This window comes from Streptomyces sp. NPDC058221, assembly GCF_042882365.1.
Classification (GTDB): domain Bacteria; phylum Actinomycetota; class Actinomycetes; order Streptomycetales; family Streptomycetaceae; genus Streptomyces.
The window spans coordinates 1-20091 of record NZ_JBHVWF010000145.1; the positions used below are offsets into that span (position 1 = coordinate 1).

A 20091-nucleotide genomic window follows, 5' to 3' on the forward strand; every position below is an offset into this window, starting at 1 on the left:
TTTTCATCCCCCCCCCGGGTTTGGGGGGGGGGGCCCCCCCCTGGGGGGGGGCCCACGCCTCGGCGACAGGTGCGAGACCGGTGCCTGGAACGACCTCGCGGAGTGCGACGGAAACGGCGGCCCGTAAGGGCGGTCCCACAAGCCCGTTCCTCGGCGCACGCCCCTTTACCCGATTCCTGCGGTATCCACTGGGCAAGGAATACCAGAATGCTGCACGGATTCCTTCCGTTGCCCTCGGGAGCACCTTTCGCCATATTTTACAGAACCTTGGGCGAGGGAATTTCGGGGCATTATCGAAAGCCCCCTACAGGGGACCGTAGGGGTTGAGTAGGGGCACTATTCGGATGCCATAGTCATGGAAAGCGGAAGTCCTTCCACGACTAGTGACCCGAGGAGCATTGCCCCGTGAGCGGAGGATATGACATACCGGCGGCCCTGCGGGAGTCCGCCACCACCCGCTACAGCGCCTCGGAGGAGGAGGCGGTGCTCGACTGGTTCGCGGCGCGCAACCGGTCGGCGAGCGCCCGTATCCGTGAGGTGCCGCTGAGCGAGCTGCAAGGCTGGTCGATCGCCCCGGAGACGGGCAACCTCCGGCACGACAGCGGCAAGTTCTTCTCCGTTGGCGGCATCGCGGTGAAGCACCGGGCGGGGACGCCGGCGCAGTGGACGCAGCCGATCATCCACCAGCCCGAGGTGGGCGTGCTCGGCATCCTCGTCAGAGTGGTGGACGGTGCGCTGCAGTGCCTCATGCAGGCGAAACTGGAACCCGGCAACCACAACGGGGTGCAGCTTTCCCCCACGGTCCAGGCCACCCGCAGCAACTACCAGCGGGTGCACGGGGGTTTCGCCGTCCCCTACCTGGAACACTTCTTCGACGCACCGCCGCACCGCACCCTGGTCGACGTCCTGCAGTCCGAGCACGCCAGCTGGTGCCACCGCAAGCGCAACCGCAACATGGTGGTCCTCGTCGATGAGGACGTCGAAGTCCGCGAAGGGTTCCGCTGGTTCACCGTCGGCCAGATCCATCAACTCCTCGCCCGCGACGGCCTGGTCAACATGTGCAGCCGCACCGTGCTCGCCTGCCTGCTCGGCTGCCACGCTCCGCGGGACGACACACCCGGCGCACACTCGACCGCCGAATTGCTGCGATGGGTCAACGCCACCCGCGCCGAATGCACCGCGTCCACCGACCTGATTCCGTTCACGGACATCGAGGGCTGGGACACCCCGGCCGGGGCCGCGGCGCAGACGCCGGGCCGCACCTTCGACATCGTCGGCGTCGACGTGAAAATGGGCGACCGGGAAGTCGCCCAGTGGAACCAGCCTCTGCTGCGGCCGCGAAAGCGTGGAATCGCGGCATTCATCGTGAAGCCGGTCCGAGGCATTCCGCACGCTCTCGTGCACGCCCGATTCGAACCGGGAAATCTTCAGAACATAGAGCTGTCACCGACCGTGGAGGCCGCCGACGGCGCAGCGCCCGCCGGCGAGCGCCCGCTGTTCCTGGACGACGTGCTGCGCGCACCGCGGGAGAGGCGGCTCTTCGACACCGAGATGGCCGAGGAGGGCGGTCGCTACATGCACGCGCGCAGCCGCCACCTCGTCGTGGCGGCGCAGGAGGACGACTTCACGGACACACCGCAGGACTACCGGTGGATCAGCCTCCCGCAGATGTCCCGCCTGCTCCGGCACAGCCACTACTGGGGGATCAGCGCCCGCAGCCTCATCGGCTGTCTGCACGCTCTGAACGCTTCGGCGGTGCTCGGATGACCGGTCCTCCGGCGGCACGCCCCGAGGAGGCGGGTGCCGCCCTCCGGTTCGGTGTGCTCGGCACGGCCTCCATCGCGCGCCGGCGGTTCCTGCCCGCGCTCGCGGGCGTCCCCGGTGTCACCGCGGTCGCGGTCGCGAGCCGCGACCCGGACAGGGCCCAGCGGTTCGCCGAAGAGTTCGGCTGTGAGGCGGCCGGCGGCTACCAGACCCTGCTGGACCGGGACGACATCGATGCCGTGTACATCCCGCTGCCGGCCGCTCTGCACCACCGGTGGGCGGCGGCCGCCCTCGAACGCGGGAAGCACGTACTCCTGGAGAAGCCCTTCACCGTCTGCGCGCGGGAGGCCCGTGAACTGGTGGACAAGGCGCAGGCGAACGGGCTGGTCGTCCGGGAGAACTTCGCGTTCCTGCACCACGCCGTGCACCGGCGCGTCAGGGACCTGCTGGACCAGGGCCGGCTCGGCCGGCTGCGCAGCGTGCAGGCCGCGTTCTGCATCCCGCCGTTGCCCGCACACGACATCCGCTACTCCCCTTCGCTCGGTGGCGGGGCTCTGCTGGAAGCCGGTGTGTATCCGGTCCGGGTGGCCCAGCACTACCTGGGCGACGAGCTGACGGTGGCCGGGGCCGTCCTGCGCGCGGACCCCGGAACCGGAGTCGACGTGGAGGGCAGCGTCCTGCTCGCCTCACCCGGCGGCCCGACCGCCACCCTGCACTTCGGTTTCGAGCACGCCTACGCCGCCCGGTACCAGCTGTGGGGAAGCCGGGGGAGGGTCAGCCTGGAGCGGGCCTACGCACCGCCGCCGTCCTTCTCGCCGGTACTGCGGATCGAGGAACAGAACCACGTCGAGGAGATCTCCCTCCCGCCCGAGGACCAGTTCGCCACGGCTCTCACCGGCTTCGTCCAGGCCGTGGCCGCGCGCCGGGCCTCGGCGCCGGAGCCCCCGACCCCCACGCCGCCGGCCGCGACGGTCCGCACAGCGGAGCTCCTCGACGCCATCCGAGAGCGCGCCGGCAGTGCCCCAGCAACCCCTGGAAGTGGAACATGAATGACGGAACCAGCGGCCGGGTCTTCTACCTGGTCTCGCCCGCCGGCACCCCCAACTTCGGCGACGAGATCATCGCCGAGGTGTGGCTGCGCCACCTGGCCGCGACAGCGCCGGAGGCCGAGGTCGTGGTCGACTGCGCAGGCGTGGAGCGTGCGCGGCGCACCCTGGGCGGTCTGCACCCCCGATCCCGCTTCACGAACACCCTGTGGCGCCTGTGCCACCAGTTCTCGGGTGAGGCACTGCAGACCGTCGCCGCGGTGGAGGACGCCATACGGAACCCGGCGGGGTGGAGCGCGGACGGCGTACGCGACCTTCTGCGAGCCGATGTTGTGCACATGGTGGGCGGCGGCTACGTCAACGCCATCTGGCCGTCGCTGGTCGCTCTGATGGCCGGTGTCTCGACCGCCGCCGGGCTCTCCGGAAGCCGTGCCGCCATGACGGGACAGGGGCTCTACCCGCTTCCCCCCGGGCTGGAGCAACTGGTGACGGACCTCGCCGGCTCGTTCGCCCTGGCCGATGCCAGGGACGCCCCGACCGCCCGGCTCCTCGGAGCGGACCGGTCGCACACCACCGGCGACGACGCGTTCCTCGGCGGCGGTGCGTCCCGCGACCCGTCAGGCGAAGAGGCACCCGAGGTGATGGTGAGCCTGCAGTCACACCTGGCGGGCGTACCCGCCGAGCGGCTGGTCGACTTCGTGGGCCGCACCGTCGACGCGTGGGGCGTGTCGACGGTGGGCCTCCTGGAGTGTGCCCCCGCCTTCGACGCGGAGGTGCTGGCACTGGCCGAGCGACGGCTGGGCGCGCCACGCATCTACCGGGTCGACGAGGCGCTGACGTCCGGACTGCCGACGTCGCCGGAGCAGTGCTGGATATCCAGCCGCTTCCACCCCCACCTCATCGCGGCCGCCGGCGGTGCGAGCGGGGTGGCGCTGACGATGGAGTCGGACTACTACGCGGTCAAGCACGGCTCGCTACGGGACTGGGGCTCGCGCTGGACCCTGCTCACCGACCTGGACGCCGTACCCGAGCGCCCCCGCGACGGCGGATTCCCCGCCGAGGACGTGGAACGGCTGCGGAAGGGGAAGCAGGTACTGGCCGCTGAGGTGTACGGCGGGTAGGAGTCGTACCGCCGGCGCTCGTCAGGACACGGCGGCGCGGGACCCGCGGGAATCGACACCGCGGCCGGCTCGCTGTCATTCGCCTCTCCGCAGGCCGTGTTCGTACAGGCACTAGGGCCGGACGCTGTCGAGCCCCCGAGCGATCAGTGCCGCAATTTCTCACGGATGGCTCGCTCATCCCCGATCAACAAGGTAGGGAGAACCCACCCCGTGTCCCGTCACTACGCGTTCTTCGGGCCGCCCGCCCACGGCCACATTCAGCCGATGCTGCCCGTCGCGGCCGAACTCGTGCGCCGAGGCGACCATGTCACCTTCGCCACCACCACGCGGTTCGCCTCCGCCGTGGCGGCCACGGGCGCCGAGGTGCTGCCCTACGAGCCGGTCGTGCAGGACTTCGCCACGGCCGTTCCGGCCGGCTCGCCCGACTGGCTCGCCCTGGCCATGAAGGCGACCGTCGAGGAGTCCGAGGCGCTCGTTCCGGCCCTCGATGCGCGACTGTCCGAGGATCTCCCGGACCTGCTGGTCTACGACGCCACCATGAACATGGCGGGCAGGGTGCTGGGGCGGGCCTGGAACCGGCGCGGGGTGGAGACCTTTCCGGTCTTTCTCCCTCAGCCCTCCGGCGGCGGGGCGTTCTCCCTCACCGGACTCGTCACACCGCCCGACGACCCCGCCTCCGAACGGCCTGCGGCGCGCCTGTTCCGCAGCGCCCTGACCGACTTCATGGCCCGTCACGGTGCCGGCGACGTCACACCGTTGGAGCTGGTCACGGGGTTCGGCGGGCAGCGGCTGGTGTTCTTCCCCCGGGAGTTCCAGCCGGGGGGCGAACACTTCGACGCACGCCACGCGTTCGTCGGCCCCTGCGCCGACATCTCGCCCGCCGCGGAGCCCACGTGGCGGCCCCCGGCCGAAGGCTCTCCCGTCGTGCTCGTGTCCCTCGGAACGACCTGGGGCAGGAACGCGGACTTCTTCCGCGCGTGTGCGAAGAGCTTCGGCGACAGCCCCTGGCACGCGGTCCTCGCGGTCGGCCCGAACGGTGTCACCCCCGAGTCGCTGGGCCCGCTGCCACCGAACGTGGAGGTGCACCGCTGGCTCGCCTACCGGGACGTCCTGCCGCACGCACGGGCGTTCGTCGGCGCGGCCGGCATGGGCAGCCTGATGCTCGCCCTGGCACACGGCGTCCCCCTGGTGCTGGCACCGCAGTCCGGGGAGCAGAGCATGGTCGCCCGACGATCGGTCGAACTGAACCTTGGCGCCGAGCTCCCCGCCGGCGAGCTCAGTGCGGACAGCGTCCTCGACACCACCGACGCCGTCACGCGGGACGACACCGTCAAGGCGGCGGTGGCGGCGATGCGCCGGCGTATCGAGGCGGCCGGAGGCGTCGCACGCGCCGCTGACATCCTGCAGGCGCAGGCCGGAGCGGCGCGGGAGTGAGAACGGGCGGTCGTCGGCCGGTCCGGCGACCTGCCGCAGGCCGGTGAGCCCGGTGTGCGGCTTCCCTCGACGGACCGGCCCCTGTGAGTGGCTGGGCCGTATGAACCGGTTGGCTGGTGGGACCTCGCCGTATCTGCTTCAGCACGCTGACAATCCGGTCGACTGGTGGCCCTGGACGCCCGAGGCCTTCGAGGAGGCCAGGCGCCGCGATGTGCCCGTCCTGCTGTCGGTCGGCTATCTCCGCCTGCCACTGGTGTCATGTGATGGCTCACGAGTCGTTCGAGGACGACGAGGTCGCGGCGTATCTGAACGAGCACTTCGTGCCGGTCAAGGTCGACCGCGAGGAGCGCCCCGACGTCGACGCCGTCTATATGGAGGCCGTGCAGGCGGCGACCGGCCAGGGTGGCTGGCCGATGACCGTCTTCCTCACCGCCGACGCCGAACCCTTCTACTTCGGGACGTACTTCCCGCCGGAGTCCCGGCACGGCCTGCCCTCCTTCCGGCAGGTGCTCGAAGGAGTCGTCGCGGCCTGGACCGACCGCCGTGACGAGGTCGCCGAGGTCGCCGGACGCATCGTCCGGGATCTGTCCGAGCGCTCGCTCGCGCACGGCGGGCAGGGCGTGCCCGGGGAGCCGGAGCTGGCACAGGCACTGCTCGGACTGACCCGCGACTACGACGAGAAGCACCGCGGCTTCGGCGGCGCCCCGTCCGCCCGGTGGCTGTCCCGCATCCGCATAAGTCCCCCTCGGTTCCCGCCCGTCGGGCCGGCTGCACGGACAAGCAGTCTCCCGCCTCGGGCTCGTATGCGACAGGGAGTCCGCGAGACTGCGCCGACAGTCCTGCGGGAGCCGGACAGCCGGAACGGCCGGAGAAGAAGGCCGGCTCTGCGAGGCCGCTTTCCCGTCCTTCGTCCGGTGTGATTCCCCGGCGGTTCAGACAGCGAGCGAGTGGAAGCCCCTGTCGTACCAGACGAGCGGGCTGCCGTCCCCGGATACCGCCTCAGCCACCTGCCCCACCAAAATCGTGTGGTCCCCCGAGTCGTACTGCGCGTTCGTCTCACATTCGAGGGTGCACAACGCTCCACGGATCAGGGGCGTCCTGTGGTCGGTGCGCGTGACAGCGACATCCTCGAACTTGTTGTCCAACGAGCTCGCAAAGCGTTGCGCCAACGCACCCTGGCCGGACGCGAGAATGCTGACTCCGAAGCGGTGTTCCTGCTGAAACGCCGGGTGACAGCGTGCGCTCCTGGCTATGCACACCAGCACCAGCGGAGGATCAAGGGAGACAGAGGTGAATGAACTCGCAGTGAAGCCATGATCTGTGTCATTTCCGTCAGTCGTTGTTACGACGGCAATTCCCGATGTGAACCGGGCCATGGCGGCACGAAATTCCTGCGAGTTCACTACGGATGGTGCGGTCATGAACACAGTTCCCTTCTTGCGTGACGCGGCCGGTGGTGGCGATCGTGCGATGTGGCAGCTGTGATTGCTGATCGTGGTGCTGTCTGTGCAGATAGGGCAGAGAGGGGCAGGGAGCGGCTGGTGCGCGGGGGAGTGGGTGCAGAGGTGCCGGCGCACGGCAGGGGCGCTGCGCTCGTCGCCCCTGCCGTGGCAAGCCCCGGCTGATCGACTGCCGGCTCGCTGAGCCCGGCCCGATCGTCGAACGCCGGTGTTGGTGTCAACGGACTCTACGATTTCAATCCGAAGCCGTCTTCTTTGCGGAGGGAGCTCCCACCTGCCAGTCGACGGGCGGCGGAGCACCGTTGAGAAGCCAGTTCCCGATGGCCCGCTGCTTGAATATGACGGGGTTGTGGCTGGCGACCGTCCTTGAGTTGCGCCAGTGCCGGTCGAGATCGCGACCGGCACTCGTTGCCGAGGCGCCCAGCGCGTCGAACAGCAGGGTCGCCGAGCGCGGTACCAACTCGGAGAGCATCACCTGCGCCTGCTCGGATTGGATTTCCGCCACAAGATTCGCCTCGCGATCCTCCTCCGAATCACGCCCGGCGACGCCCGTGTCCGAGGCCCGCTGCAACGCCTCCGCCACTCCGCGGGTCAGAGCCCGCGCTGTGTAGGCTATGGAGGAAATCTCCCCTACGACCGATTGGATGTTCGGGTCGTCCTTGGCGAGAACGGCGGAACTGTGTGAATAGTTGCGTTGGCGGGTTCGCACTGCCTCTGTGATGTCTCGCTCAACGGCAACCGCGATGCCCGCTTGCACGACCAGCAATATCCACTGGTAGAACGGCGTCTGATAGCGAATACGATCCTCGAAGGGGCCGACATCGCCGGGGTCGACGCGCGCCTCGTTGAGCAACAACGTGCCCGTGCCCGTGGTGCGTTGGCCGAATCCGTCCCAGTCGTCATGAACGGTGATGCCCGGTTGGTGCATCGAGACGAATCCAGCCACGCTCTGACCCTCGTGGACTCCTGATACATCCGCCCAGTCCGCGAAGATGGAGCCGGTCGTGTAGTGCTTCTGACCGGAGACCGTCATCGCGTCGTCCTGCTGGGTGAAGAGCGTGTTCTTCTGCCCCATCGTGATCGGGCCCGCCTCCGACCAGGCATTGCCCACCATCTGCCCGTCGAGAAGCCGGGCCAGCCACCGCTTGCGATAGTCCTCGTCGGGCCGTTGTACGACGTCCTCCACGAAGGCGATGTGGCCTCGAAAGGCCTGCAGAACGTTGGGATCGGCCGCCGCCAGCTCGATCAGCACCTCTCCCCACTCGGGAATGGTGAGCCCGTCACCGCCCCATTCCTTCGGGATACGCAGCCGACTGAAACCTGCGTCAGCTACAGCACGCACCTGCTCTCGCGGCAGCTCTCGGTCACGATCACGCTCGATCGCGCCCTCGGCCAGGTCTTTCACCACCGCCAACACATTCGCTTCGGTCGATGCGGCGAGCGAGATCTCGGGTGCCATTACCTAGCATCCTTCCTGGGCTTCCGCACTACCTGCAAGGTCGAGTTGCCGAAGGCTTCCGTGTCGGTGTCGAGGCGTGCGAACTCCTCGAAGCCCGCGGTGGACAACTCGGCGAGCAGCGATTCCGGGGAACGCTCGGAGTAGTGCAGCACCTCAAGGTCTATGGGCTTGCGTTCACCACCGACCTCGACGTAGCGGGTGATCGTGCGCCCCGGCACCAAGTCGGCAGCGATGGCGTCGTAGTTCTTGATGGTGTGGAAGCCACGGCCCCATTCCGAGGCGCAGTGGTCGACAATGAAGTGGCCACCGGGGCGCAGCACGTCGAAGACGCGGGCGATGTGACGCGCCCGGTCCTCCGCCCGGTCGAGCATGTGCAGCGCACCCATGTTGAGGGCCAGATCGAAGGACTCCGCCGCCACGTCGCGCAGGAAGATGATGTCCTTCTCGATGAACCCATCGGCGGGCAGTCCCTTCTCCCGTGCACGCCCGCGCGCCTTGTCCAGGGCACTGTGCGACACGTCGAAAGAGGTCACACTGCGACCGGTTCCACTGCTCAGCAGAAAGAGGCTGTCGCGCCCTTCTCCTGTGCCCAGGTCCACAATGTCACCCTCGAATATCTCCGGGTGCCGTGAAAGGATCTCGCGCAGGCTCGCGTTCTCGGAGATCCCCTCCCAAGACGTCGCGCCGCCCTCGTAGACCTTTGCGTAGCGGTCCTCGTAGCCGAAGTAGTAGCCCTTCTCCGCGACATGATTCTGCATCGTGGAGAAGATCGGGTAGTCCGCCGGGATCGTGCGCTGCTGCGGCTCGGCTATGCTTTCGCTGCTGTACTCCGTGTGAGGTTGCGCGGCCGCCAGTAAGAGCTTCTCCCCGGCCGCGATGCTGATTTTCTCGCCTACGCCGATGACCGTCACACCTTCGCGCAGCTCCTCCTCGGAATAACCACAGTCAGGTAGACAGTAGAAACCGAGCCTGCCTTGTTTGACTGTTAGCGAAGCGGGCTCCGGGTAGTCGAGCTGCACAACCTCGTTCGCGTTCATGACGACAGTGATCTTCTGGGTCATTGTTCATTTCCCCGTTCGCGTGTGGATGTGAGAAGTGAGGAGCTCACTGGGTTTGCTGCCGCGGAGATGGGCATCGGCCGCATCTCGGGTCCAATGGAATATGCTCTGCTGCACTTTGCTGCCGCCGATAGACAACTGCTGCCGTTCCAGGGCGAGGCGTATGACCCGTGCGGAGGTCGCGTAGTCCTGCTGCGCGAAGGCTGCGATACCATCGAAGAGCGGCCGGCACACTGAGTGGAAGAACTCCGGCGACTCCCGAGTGCGGCAGGAAGCCACGATCCTGTCGAAGAGTCGGTAGTCTTCAGCCTTCGCGAACGCCATCGCAGCGTGCAGATCGTAGAAGACGTAATTGGGGTCTGCCGCATAGGAAGCCCAGGCATCCGCGAGCGTCAACCAATGGGGCGCCAGCATGTCGGAGAACTCCTGTCCTCCCAGCATTTCCAGCCGCCACAGGAGTGCGACCGCATCGAGGTCTTCCCAGGCTCCCGCCCTCGACTTGCGGCGCACCTCCAGCTGGTAGCAGCGCAGAGCCTCATCCAGTTCACCCTCACCGAGCAGCACTATGGCGAAGTGCCACCACATGTGGATGCGCATCGGCTCTGCCGCTCCCCATCCGTTGGAGTAGCAGGAGATGGATTCCTTCGCCGCCTCGTTGTCCCGCAGCCTCTGCAGTACGTGCACCTTGGCGTGCAGTGCGTAGACGTCATCAGGATTGATGCTCATCGCACGCTCGGCGGAGGAGATCGCGTCGGAGTAGTCCCCGCATTCCTCGAGGGCGAAGGCGAGAAGGCCGTCGCTGAGGCCGGCAGCGCGGCGGGTCATCGTGGAGCGCAGCTCGGTGAGGCTGCGGCCCGTCTCAAGCATTCCCTGATTGTCACCCAGGGAGAAATCCGCCATATGTGCGAGGAATCCGGTGAGCAGCGCATGCTCTCCACTGGAGCTCTGCAGGCTGCTCGCCAGCATCTCGCGAGCACTCGGTAAATCACCGCGCGCCCAGCTCAACACCGCCTCGCGAGTGGGGCGGAACGCGGGGTCGAGGGAGCGAGGCGCAATCGCTTCGAGAATGTCGATTGCCTCCCGACATCGCTCTGCCTCCATATTGGTGACGCCTTCGGCAGCAGCCACGAGTCCATGGTGCGGATCATTGTGCCGAACGGTGCGAGGGTCGAGGCGGAGTGCCACTAGATCTTCAACGATGCTTTCCATGTCCACATCCCCTGGAGTGAGTACGACATAACGATGACGAGCAGGAACGGTGTGATCCACACCAGTGATTGCGCCGCGCCGAAGACGAGGAAGACGACAGCCAGGATGGGAATCGCCGTGGCATTACCGAGGGCGACCGCGTGGCCGGTGACGGCGGAGTCGTAGTGGGTGGCGGTGTACTCCCGCAGCGCAATGCGCAGCCCACCGAAGCCGGCCCCCAGTGCGAAGGTGGAGAGCGCCATCGCGACCACGGTGGCTCCACCCGTCGGCAGCGCCCACAACACCCCGCCCAGTACGCTGCAGGCAATCACCAGCTTCGAGAGCGTCGCGGATGACACCTTCGCGCGGGCCGACAACACACCTGCGACGATGACGCCGATGCCCAGGCAGGCGTCGACGACGGCGACCCCGACAAGGCCCGCGCCGCGGTCACTGACCTGGAGCGGCAGCATCAGATTGAACGCGCCCAGAATTGGCCAGATAAGCGCGAACGTGGCGATCAGGCGCAGCGGAGCCCCAGACTTCACCGGAGCGCCGGCCTCGGGCTCCTCATCTGTGTCAGCGACCACGGGAGTAGTGCCTACTCCCGCCCAACTGAGCGCCGCGACCAGTACAAAGCCTGCCGATAACGCCTGCACGATGCCGCGGGTGCCCACCACGTCGATGATTGCGGGGGCCGACAGCGGCCCGATCATCAGGGCCGCCTGGTTGCCCGACATGGTGACGGAGCTGGCCCACGACACATCCTGACGCCGCTTCTCTTCGTTGAACCAACTTTCCCAGCTCGCCTCCAGGGAGAAGAATCCGATCCACATGAAGAGATTCGCTACGACCAGTGCGGTGGGGTGTTCCACGAGAAAACTGACCACGAATGAAATCATGGCCACATAAAGCAGCGACAGTACGGAGAGGCGCTGCCCCGATATCGTGATGCGGCGGATGACGAGCGGCACCGCCAGCGCCGGCAAATACGACAGCAGTGTTGATACGACCAACCGCCAGTAGCCTCCTCCCTCTGCCGTCGCGATCTGCCAGTTGATCACAACGAGGAACATGCCGGCGAAGAGGCGGTAGGCGGTCGAAACGACGGTATAGCGAATCATGGATGTCAGCAAGAGCTTCCCCCCACGCCCCCAATCTTTGATCAGCCGAAGATTTCGTCGGAGAGCGTATCCGCGATCTTGACAGGCATCAGGGTGCGTTCAGTGAAGATTTCGTTCCACGCAATTTCGACCACGCCGTCCCGGGTGGACCAGTCTGCGACAGGCTTCGCGACATCACCAGGCTTCTTGGACACGTAGACAGAGACCACACTCTCGGGAAGCTCCTCCGGAATCCTTACCGAGGTGATCTTCCCTGGCTGTGCCTTCAGGAAGGCTACGGCGCTACTGCGGGTGGGTTCGCTCTGCACCAGAGGGAAAGGATCAATCCCCAGGTAAGAGGCCACGTGCAGGGTGTAGGGGTTGTACCCGTAGGCGCGCTCCACCTGGTCCATAATGCCGTCACCGCCGGGACGAGCCGCCGCCTCGATGAGCCACGGGGCGCCCTTGCTGTCGAATTTGACCTCGACGTGCGCGATCCCTCGATCGATTCCGAGGGCTTCGCATGCCTTCTCCGCCAGAGCCGTCAACGCCGTATCTCCCGTACGGTGACTGGGCACGAGATGCCCCACCTCGGCAAACATGGGAGGTTCCGAAAGATACTTTTCGGTCACCGCGAGTGTTGTGCGCCGATCGCCGTGGCAGAGCACCTCGACGGAGACCTCCTCCTGGGAGTCCACGTATTGCTCAACCAGGTAGTGGGTGCCTTCGATGGGGAAATCATCGCGGTAGCGCTCGATGTGTTCCACCGAGGCCGCGAATGCGGCAATCGCCTCGGCGCGCGTATGGGCGAGGCTGACCCCGCCACTGCCGCTGAAGTCGGCCGGCTTGAGCACGACCGGGTACCCGATCTCCCCGGCCGCTGCGAGCATCTCTTCCTCGGAGGCGACGGCAATGGAGCGCGGGGTCGGCAGATCCGCCGCCTCGAAACGTGCCTTCATCGCGTATTTGTCGCGTGTGACATGTGCCGAATCGGCGGAGAGTCCGGGCAACCCGTATTCCTTCGCGACGGCACTCGCCGTCGGCACGCCCCAGTCGTTGATCGGCACAACTGCCGCCAGGTCCCAGCCGCGCTTCTTCCATTCGGCCACTGCCGCGAGCACGGAATCGGCGTAGCCGTCGTCCGCCGCTATTACTCGGTCGAAGAAGCGCTGCGGGGAACGCTGCGGATCGAGTGCTGTTGCCCATACGGGCATCGAACTTGCGTCCTTGGCACCCGAGAACGAACGTTCGCGCAAGAAGTAGCGCGTACCGAGCCCTAAGAGGAGGACATATGACCTAGGTGTAATCATACGGTCACGATAAGATGCGATGCAACAGGTGTCAATTGGTGGCCTGTTCTGGCGGGTCCTGAGACAACTCCTGTTTGTATACGGGCCATTGGGGCGTTCCATGCGGATGCGGATGTGTCCGACCGGGGCGAGGTGGGCCGTTGGAGATGTTCGGCCTGTCGCCCGGTCGGCGTCAAGGCCTCGTTCGGAACGGTTGGCCTGTTTGCGGGTATGGGGTCTCGGTGCGGAAGGTGAAGGCCTCGTGAAGCCGGCGTGTATGCGGAGTTCGGAGTCCTGGGCCGCAGGCGAGTTCATCGAACCTCATGACGAACTCGGACGCCTCTGCAATGGCCGTGACGGATTACGAAGTGCGGTTGGAGTCCTTGCCCGGGCCGGCGCCCGCACACAACACGGACTCGGCTGCTTTTCGGCCCCAGTGACTTGAAAGTGGCGGCGGCCGGAGGTGTGAGTCGCCGGTCAATCTTCGCCGATCGGTGGACGGATAAGAAGCCCCCAAAGGGGCGGCTCACCTGCTCAGTCATGAGTCAAGACCGTTTCCGTGTATGGCACTTGGGTTGCCTGTGAGCTGTATCACATTAGGAACGAGATTGCTCGAGAGTGCCCTGATGAGTGATGTCATGCCGGTGGTGAGCACGTCGCTCGGGGTTATGCCCGGTAGTGAGAAAGCCGCATTCCTGCAAGGGTTACTCCACGACGATCACCGCAACGGAACAGCGCGTCGACGTGGGCCGGCTCACGTCAGTCCACGAACCGTTCCATGACCTCATGTGCGACCAGCCCAAGGTGCCGATGGCGCTGCTCCGAGGGTGTCAAGAGGAAAGCTCAACCAGCCGGGGGGATATCGAGCCGAGGGTCAAAGTCACGCCTGCCGGAAAACGACGCGCCCTGCTGCGGAAGGCGCCAGTGCCATTATGGCGCGCCGAGGGTGCCAGGAAGCTCTCACCATCGAGCGATGAAAGGCACTTATATGTCACGCGAACGCCTCGAGAAGCTTGCCGCCGAAGGAATGGAGCGGCTCTTCGAGAAGGTTCCGAAGGCACGTGAATTCCATTCCGCCGAGTGGTCGGACCCGGACTATTATCGGCGTCACCTCGTCGAGACCGTTCTCCGAATTCGCCTCAACAACGAGGTGGATGCGTACGGCCTTTACAAAGTGGGCTACAAGGACCACCGACTTGCTGCGACGCTCGCAAGGTATCTCTCCGAAGAGAACAACCACGAGGGGATGTTCCTGCGCGACCTCAAGGAGTTCGGTCTCAGTAAGGACGACCTGGACGCGACGCGTCCGTTGCCGTCGACCGAATACCTCATGGGGTACATGTACTTCTCCATCAACCAGGAAGGTCCGCTCCCCACCACGGTCTGGAACTGGTTCGTCGAGTGGTACTCGGACCGCTACAACCCGGGCATCACCAATTACGCGGCCGAGGTCTACGGCCTGGAGATGGTCAAGGGATCCCAGGCTCACATCGACTACGACGAGTCCCACGACCACGACGAGCTGATGTGGGGGACGGTGGACCGGGCCATCAAGGGCTGGGGTTCTCTCGAGGACGCGGAACGGCACCTGGTCAACTTCATCGACCTGATCGCGCTCTACTTCACCGAGCTGTACGAAACCACGGTCGGCGTCAAGGTCTGAGTCGCCGCGAAGTCCTGGACCGCTCGTGGCGCCCGCACATGCGCGTCATGCCATGTCGACCGTAAGGATTCGCAGTGCCCGGTAGGACCGTCCTGATACTCGAACCGGAGTCATCCGGCGTCGACCTCATCCCGGCAGCGCTCGAGCTCGGATTCGGTGTCCAGATAGGTGACCGTCGGGCTGCCCATGATCTGCCCACCGCGGTACAGGAGGCCATCGCCGCGGGTACGGCAGCTCACCTCCAGGTGGACACGCGGTCGGTCGGGGCGGTGGCCGAGATGGCCGCCGCCCTGGCGCGGCGGACCGAAGTCGCCGCGGTGGTGCCGGGGTTCGAGTACTCCATATCCACCGCATCCGCTGTGGCGGAGCGCCTCGGCGTTCCGGGTATCACCCCCCGGTCGGCTGAACTGCTCCGGGATAAACGCAGGATGAAACACGCGCTCGCGGCTCGCGGCGTACGGGTGGCCAGCGGCGTCCCGATCGCCGTCGAACGGGCCGACGACTCCCTGCTCAAGGACGTGGCCCGCAGAGTGGGATTCCCCGCCGTCGTCAAGCCGGTCAATGGCTCCGGCAGCCTCCGGGTGCGTCGTGTCGAAGACTTCGGGGAGCTCTGCGACCAGGTGGAGTTGTCCCGCCGCGACCCCATCGACGACATGGGCCTCAGCATCGGTGGCCGGCTCCTTGTGGAGTCGTACGTGGCGGGTCCCGAAGTGAGTGTCGAGGGATACGTCGCGGAGGGCACCGTTCGCGTCGTGGCCGTGACCGAGAAACAACTGGGCCCCGAACCGCACTTCGTCGAGGTCGGCCACATCGTGGATGCCGGGCTCGAACCGGAGACACGGGCCGAGGTGGAGCGGGTCACCCGGGCCGCCGTCCAGGCCCTCGGCCTGCACGTCGGGGTCTTCCACCTTGAGGCGCGGCTGACTTCGTCGGGGCCCGTGGTGATCGAGGTGGCCGCGCGCCTGGGCGGTGACCGAATTCCGGAGCTGGTCGCGGCCTCGTACGGATTCGACCTGCCACGAGCGATGATCCAGGCCCTGGCCGGGCTGCCCGTCACGCCACCGGATGCGGGCAGGCGGCCACGTGTTGCCGGGGTGCGCTTCTTCAGCGTCCCGCACCCGGCCGTTCTCGGAGACCCGGGTCAGCTCGTCCGGCGGATATCCGCCGTCACCGGGTGCCGAGACGCCTCGGTCAGCCAGGTGGCGGGAACCGCCCTGCGGCCCGCCACCGACTTCCGCGACCGCTTCGGGCACGCCGTCATCTGTGCCGACGACCGGCGGACGCTGGACGCCGCGTTTGCACAGGTGGACACATACGTCGAGCAGTTCGTGAGGACCGCCTCAGCATGCGCATCCTGATCGTCAACCGCTGCAGCGACAGAAGAATGCGGATGCTCACCCGATGGGCCGTGCCGGAGGGCCGCTGCGGGCCCTACCGCTTCAACAAGGAGAGCCGGCACCGCATGCGCCTCGCGCGCAACCGTGGTCGCGCGGCGGGCGAAGCCGGGGCGGCCCGGGTGGACGCCCTGGTGGGAAAGACGACGGGAGGGACCGTGGCATGCGTCTTCTGATTCTCAACCGGCACAGCGACAGCTTCGCGGAGTACGACCGGTACATCGACCACCAGGAGCATGAGGTCTCCTACGTGACGGTTCCGGAACACGTGCCCATGACCGGGCGGTCCAGCCGCCACCTGGAGGTGCTGTCCTCGCTCAGCGACGAGCAGCAGGTGCTCCGGGCCGCCGAGCGGTGTCACCGGGAAGCCGGCCCCTTCGACGCCGTGTTCGCCCAGTCCGAGTTCGACCTGCTGACCGCTGCCGCCGTCCGCGAGCAGCTGAGTGTGCCCGGTCCTGGGGTGCAGGCCACCCGGCTGTTCCGGGACAAGCCCCGGATGAAGGAGGCCGTCGCCGAGGCCGGGCTGCGGGTCCCGCGGTTCGTCTCCGTCACCTCGGTCGCGCAGGTCGTGGAGTTTGCCCGTACCTGCGGGGGAGCGGTGGTGGCCAAACCGCGCGCCGGTGCGGCCTCCGGCGGAGTCGTCGTGATCGAGCCGGGCACCGACCCTGCCGCAGCACTCGCCGGCCTCGACCTGGCCGAGTACGAAGCCGAGGAGCACGTCTCCGGGCCGATCTGGCACGTCGACGGCCTGCGTCACCGGGGCCGCACGTGCTTCCAGCTCAGTTCCCAGTACATCGGCACCTGCTTCGGGTTCACGCGCGGCGAGCCGCTTGCCTCCGTGGTGCGCCTCGACGAGAAGGCCGACCTCATCGGTGAGTTCGCCGGCCTGTGCCTGGACGCGCTGGACCTGCGCGACGGGCCGTTCCACCTGGAGGTCATCGACAGCGCCGACGGGCCCGTCTTCCTCGAAGTCGGAGCGCGAGTCGGTGGCGGCGAAATTCCGTTCGTCCTGCACGACGTCTACGGGGTGGACCTCGTGGGCGACTGGCTCCGCGTCGTCATTGCGCAGGCTCCGCGGACGCTGCCCCCGCGGACCCCACGTGAGCACGCGGGATTCCTCATGCTGCCGGAACCGGAGGGGATGACCCTGGTCTCGCGGGAGAGTCTGCTGGAACGAGTGGAGTGCCTGTACTCCGAGGTGCTGCCCGAGCCGGGTCACCGCTTCGACGGCGCCGGTGGCTACGAGGAGCTCCTCGGGCGGTTCCGCTACCGCGCGCCGTCCGCGAAGCACATCACCGATGCGGTCGTCGAGACGCTGCAGACCTACCGCTACGTGCTGACGGAGGAGGGACGATGAGCCGTGTCGTCTTCTTGACGCAGAACCCGGCCGATGTCATGCCCGCCGAGATGGCGCTGTTCATGGGCGAGGACCCGCCGTACGACCCGGGGCGCGCCGCCGCGGAGTCGGCCGCGCTGAAGGAGGTCCTGGTCAGCCGCGGAGCCGAGTGCCTGAGCGTGCGGCAGGTCTTGACGGACGCCCCGCGGGAGGCGCTCGTCGACCTCGCCACTGCCGCGGTCAGCACCGACGACCGGGATCGCTGGCCCGGCATCCGGGCGGCTTTCGACAACTGGAGCGGCAACGACCTGGCGGACATCGTGATCCGCCGGCCGCACCTGCGAACGCACGCCGATCCCCAGCTCGCCGAGATCAGCCCCGACGCCTCCTACGAGTCCTACGAAATCCGTCCCCTGTTCGGCTTGATGTTCCCCCGCGATCACTACGTCGACCTGGGGGAGTCGGTGGCGCTCGGCCGGCTGCGCCGGCAGGACCGGGCGCGGGAGACCGCGGTCGTCAGGACGGTCCTCGAACAGCTCCGGGGAAGGCCCGCCGAGCTCACGACCGGGGAGGGCCACTGGCTGGAGGGCGGGGATGCCGCGGTTTCGGAACGCCTTGCCGTGCTCAGCGGGGGATTCAGGAGCAGCCCGGAAGCGATGGACCGGCTCCGCCGACAGCTGTTGACCGGCGAGCGGGCCGTCATCAGCGTGCATGACGGACGCAGGCGCCCCGAGGAGTTCCACCTCGACCACTGGCTGGCCCTCGGCCGCGACATCGCCCTCGTGTCCGAAGACCGGCTCGACGACCTGGAGGTGTCGGCCGTCGTCCATCGGGACCCGGACGAATCCGGCGCCGCCGCGACGACCCTCCGCGAGGCGCTGCACGCGACGGGCACGGAAGTCATCGCCCTCTCGGCCGCGCAACGTCTCCTCTTCGTCGCCAACAGCTTCTTCCTCCCTGACGGGCAGACCGTCCTCACCTCGACGGCCGCGCACAAGGAACTGGTGTCACTTCTGGAGCCGCGGGGGATAGAGGTGGTGAGCGTGCCCTTCGACGACCACCACAAGCTCTTCGGAAGCGTTCACTGCGCACTCAACACCGTTCGTGTTCCGGAGCAGGAGACCGAGACCTCATGACGAAGGCACCTCAGACGGGTCCGCTCCCCACACGATCCGAGCGTCTGCGGGGGCAACTCGCCCTCGCGGTCAGCATCGTGGGGATCGGCTCGGCCTTCATCTTCGTGCGCCGGAGCGAGGTGGACCCCACCGCGACGCTCATGCTGCGCATGCTGGCCGCATCGATGATGATCGGGGCAGTCCTCGCTCCGCGGAGCGCTGCTGTACGTGTGCGGGACATACGCGGCCGGGACGTGGGACTGCTCGTGCTGGCCAGCGTCGTCTCCGGGCTCGATCTGCTGGCCAATCAGTGGTCGGTCAGCTACACCTCGGTCGCCAACGCCGCGTTCCTGATGAATGCTTCGCCCGTGTTCGTGCTGCTCTTCGCCTGGCTGGTGTACCGCGAGCGCGTCGCCCTGATGAAGCTGGTGGCGGTGGCCGTCGCCGTGGCCGGGGGCACGTTCGTGGTGGCGGGCGGAGGGGACCGGGCGCCGAGCAGCCTGCACGCTTTCGGCGACGGACTCGCTCTGACGTCCGCGGCGCTGTACGCCGTGTTCCTCCTCATGACCAAACATCTGCGGGAGCGCATCCCCACGAGCGTCATCATGCTCACGAACTCGCTGGTGATCATGGTGATGTTGGCACCCGTGGCGGTCTTGACGAGCGAACCCCTGCTGCCGAAGAGCGCCGCGGGCTACGCGCTGATCTTCGGCTACGCGCTCGTCAGCCAGCTGCTCGGGCACGGGCTGATGACCTACGCGCTGCGCACCGTGGACCCCGCCCTCGCGTCAATGTCCGGGCTGCTGCGCCCAGTCGTGGCCGCCGCTCTGGCGTGGCTGATCCTCGACGAGGGAATGGATTCGCTCCAGTTCCTGGGCGGCGCCGTCATGCTGCTCGCGTTCTACTGCTTCCAGCGTGCGGACTCGGGCGGCGCCGGCCCCTCATCCGCCACCACCGAGGAGGAGCAGCAGCTGAGCCTTGCGGAACAGTCGAGACGTCCGAGGAGTTCGGACCCGACTCCGCAGGTAACGGCCGACGGCCCCGCAGACGACGGGTGAGTGCGTCGTGGCGAACGGGCCTGCCGCATCGCGCGCTCAACCGCGATGCGGGTCACGACCTGCGGGGCTGCCCGACTCGGAAGGGAAGGAGCCGCAGGGAAGGAGCCGCCCACCACGTAATGGCGCATAAGTGCAGTTCGGCCGAGTGAGGCGGGCGCGTCAGTGTTTCACCGGTCGCGGCAGACGCTGTGAGAGGCTGGGGCGTATGAACCGGTTGGCTGGTGTGACCTCGCCTTATCTGCTTCAGCATGCCGACAATCCGGTCGACTGGTGGCCGTGGGGACCTGAGGCGTTCGAGGAAGCGAAACGGCGTGATGTACCCGTTCTGCTGTCGGTCGGCTACTCCGCGTGCCACTGGTGTCATGTGATGGCTCACGAGTCGTTCGAGGACGACGAGGTCGCGGCGTATCTGAACGAGCACTTCGTGCCGGTCAAGGTCGACCGCGAGGAGCGCCCCGACGTCGACGCCGTCTATATGGAGGCCGTGCAGGCGGCGACCGGCCAGGGCGGCTGGCCGATGACCGTCTTCCTCACCGCCGACGCCGAACCCTTCTACTTCGGGACGTACTTCCCGCCGGAGTCCCGGCACGGCCCGCCCTCCTT

At 67.2% G+C, this 20091-nt stretch carries 17 protein-coding genes and 1 pseudogene; 12 read left to right on the forward strand and 6 right to left on the reverse strand.

What is annotated here, in order from left to right:
• Positions 1–405: 405 nt before the first annotated feature.
• The 5 genes and pseudogenes from ACFVW8_RS32090 to ACFVW8_RS32110 all read left to right on the forward strand — a co-directional run.
• On the forward strand, positions 406–1767 hold the full coding sequence (locus ACFVW8_RS32090; protein WP_389696237.1) for an NDP-hexose 2,3-dehydratase family protein: 1362 nt from the start codon (positions 406–408) through the stop codon (positions 1765–1767).
• Entirely contained in the window at positions 1764–2813 is a 1050-nt protein-coding gene (locus ACFVW8_RS32095; protein WP_389696239.1) for a Gfo/Idh/MocA family protein, read from the forward strand. The genes ACFVW8_RS32090 and ACFVW8_RS32095 overlap by 4 nt, the downstream gene beginning before the upstream one ends.
• Positions 2810–3931: a polysaccharide pyruvyl transferase family protein gene (locus ACFVW8_RS32100; protein ID WP_389696241.1), complete on the forward strand. Its 1122-nt coding sequence runs from the start codon at positions 2810–2812 to the stop codon at positions 3929–3931. The genes ACFVW8_RS32095 and ACFVW8_RS32100 overlap by 4 nt, the downstream gene beginning before the upstream one ends.
• A gap of 210 nt (positions 3932–4141) precedes the next feature.
• Complete coding sequence (locus ACFVW8_RS32105) at positions 4142–5365, forward strand: macrolide family glycosyltransferase (protein WP_389696243.1); 1224 nt, start codon at positions 4142–4144, stop codon at positions 5363–5365.
• A gap of 100 nt (positions 5366–5465) precedes the next feature.
• Positions 5466–6072: pseudogene (locus ACFVW8_RS32110) on the forward strand (thioredoxin domain-containing protein); the annotation flags it as partial.
• 225 nt (positions 6073–6297) lie between these two features.
• Here the strand turns inward: ACFVW8_RS32110 and ACFVW8_RS32115 are convergent.
• The 6 genes from ACFVW8_RS32115 to ACFVW8_RS32140 all read right to left on the reverse strand — a co-directional run bounded on the left by ACFVW8_RS32115 (position 6298) and on the right by ACFVW8_RS32140 (position 12889).
• Positions 6298–6786 (reverse strand): flavin reductase family protein, encoded by a 489-nt coding sequence (locus ACFVW8_RS32115; protein ID WP_389696245.1) that lies wholly within the window; start codon positions 6784–6786, stop codon positions 6298–6300.
• A gap of 274 nt (positions 6787–7060) precedes the next feature.
• On the reverse strand, positions 7061–8284 hold the full coding sequence (locus ACFVW8_RS32120; RefSeq protein WP_389696248.1) for an acyl-CoA dehydrogenase family protein: 1224 nt from the start codon (positions 8282–8284) through the stop codon (positions 7061–7063).
• The gene (locus tag ACFVW8_RS32125; RefSeq protein WP_389696250.1) at positions 8284–9345 is read right to left on the reverse strand and encodes a class I SAM-dependent methyltransferase; all 1062 of its coding nucleotides are present in this window, start codon (positions 9343–9345) and stop codon (positions 8284–8286) included. Before ACFVW8_RS32125 ends, ACFVW8_RS32120 begins: the two co-directional genes overlap by 1 nt.
• 3 nt (positions 9346–9348) lie before the next feature.
• A complete protein-coding gene (locus ACFVW8_RS32130) occupies positions 9349–10470 on the reverse strand; it encodes a hypothetical protein (RefSeq protein ID WP_389696252.1) in 1122 nt (373 codons plus the stop codon).
• A gap of 56 nt (positions 10471–10526) precedes the next feature.
• Complete coding sequence (locus ACFVW8_RS32135) at positions 10527–11654, reverse strand: MFS transporter (RefSeq protein WP_389696254.1); 1128 nt, start codon at positions 11652–11654, stop codon at positions 10527–10529.
• A gap of 41 nt (positions 11655–11695) precedes the next feature.
• A complete protein-coding gene (locus ACFVW8_RS32140; RefSeq protein ID WP_389696256.1) occupies positions 11696–12889 on the reverse strand; it encodes an acetyl-CoA carboxylase biotin carboxylase subunit family protein in 1194 nt (397 codons plus the stop codon).
• A 1006-nt stretch (positions 12890–13895) separates the two neighbouring features.
• Here ACFVW8_RS32140 and ACFVW8_RS32145 point away from each other — a divergent pair.
• From ACFVW8_RS32145 to ACFVW8_RS32175, 7 genes are all read left to right on the forward strand, one after another.
• A complete protein-coding gene (locus ACFVW8_RS32145; protein ID WP_389696258.1) occupies positions 13896–14585 on the forward strand; it encodes an iron-containing redox enzyme family protein in 690 nt (229 codons plus the stop codon).
• 74 nt (positions 14586–14659) lie between these two features.
• Positions 14660–15943: an ATP-grasp domain-containing protein gene (locus ACFVW8_RS32150; RefSeq protein WP_389696260.1), complete on the forward strand. Its 1284-nt coding sequence runs from the start codon at positions 14660–14662 to the stop codon at positions 15941–15943.
• Positions 15931–16155, forward strand: coding sequence for a hypothetical protein (locus ACFVW8_RS32155; RefSeq protein ID WP_389696262.1), 225 nt, complete (start codon positions 15931–15933; stop codon positions 16153–16155). The genes ACFVW8_RS32150 and ACFVW8_RS32155 overlap by 13 nt, the downstream gene beginning before the upstream one ends.
• The gene (locus ACFVW8_RS32160) at positions 16143–17336 is read left to right on the forward strand and encodes an acetyl-CoA carboxylase biotin carboxylase subunit family protein (protein ID WP_389696264.1); all 1194 of its coding nucleotides are present in this window, start codon (positions 16143–16145) and stop codon (positions 17334–17336) included. Before ACFVW8_RS32155 ends, ACFVW8_RS32160 begins: the two co-directional genes overlap by 13 nt.
• A complete protein-coding gene (locus ACFVW8_RS32165) occupies positions 17333–18451 on the forward strand; it encodes an arginine deiminase family protein (RefSeq protein ID WP_389696266.1) in 1119 nt (372 codons plus the stop codon). The genes ACFVW8_RS32160 and ACFVW8_RS32165 overlap by 4 nt, the downstream gene beginning before the upstream one ends.
• The gene (locus ACFVW8_RS32170) at positions 18448–19488 is read left to right on the forward strand and encodes a DMT family transporter (RefSeq protein WP_389696268.1); all 1041 of its coding nucleotides are present in this window, start codon (positions 18448–18450) and stop codon (positions 19486–19488) included. Before ACFVW8_RS32165 ends, ACFVW8_RS32170 begins: the two co-directional genes overlap by 4 nt.
• A 205-nt stretch (positions 19489–19693) precedes the next feature.
• A partial coding sequence (locus ACFVW8_RS32175; protein ID WP_389696270.1) for a DUF255 domain-containing protein occupies positions 19694–20091 on the forward strand: 398 nt, incomplete at its 3' end.

Bases quoted from the DNA above. Each gene is read 5' to 3' on its own strand.
- ACFVW8_RS32120 (WP_389696248.1), bottom strand. From the start codon at position 8,284: ATGGCACCCGAGATCTCGCTCGCCGCATCGACCGAAGCGAATGTGTTG.
- ACFVW8_RS32095 (WP_389696239.1), top strand. From the start codon at position 1,764: ATGACCGGTCCTCCGGCGGCACGCCCCGAGGAGGCGGGTGCCGCCCTC.
- ACFVW8_RS32115 (WP_389696245.1), bottom strand. From the start codon at position 6,786: ATGACCGCACCATCCGTAGTGAACTCGCAGGAATTTCGTGCCGCCATG.
- ACFVW8_RS32100 (WP_389696241.1), top strand. From the start codon at position 2,810: ATGAATGACGGAACCAGCGGCCGGGTCTTCTACCTGGTCTCGCCCGCC.
- ACFVW8_RS32160 (WP_389696264.1), top strand. From the start codon at position 16,143: ATGCGTCTTCTGATTCTCAACCGGCACAGCGACAGCTTCGCGGAGTAC.
- ACFVW8_RS32125 (WP_389696250.1), bottom strand. From the start codon at position 9,345: ATGACCCAGAAGATCACTGTCGTCATGAACGCGAACGAGGTTGTGCAG.
- ACFVW8_RS32145 (WP_389696258.1), top strand. From the start codon at position 13,896: ATGAAAGGCACTTATATGTCACGCGAACGCCTCGAGAAGCTTGCCGCC.
- ACFVW8_RS32135 (WP_389696254.1), bottom strand. From the start codon at position 11,654: ATGATTCGCTATACCGTCGTTTCGACCGCCTACCGCCTCTTCGCCGGC.
- ACFVW8_RS32170 (WP_389696268.1), top strand. From the start codon at position 18,448: ATGACGAAGGCACCTCAGACGGGTCCGCTCCCCACACGATCCGAGCGT.
- ACFVW8_RS32155 (WP_389696262.1), top strand. From the start codon at position 15,931: ATGCGCATCCTGATCGTCAACCGCTGCAGCGACAGAAGAATGCGGATG.
- ACFVW8_RS32165 (WP_389696266.1), top strand. From the start codon at position 17,333: ATGAGCCGTGTCGTCTTCTTGACGCAGAACCCGGCCGATGTCATGCCC.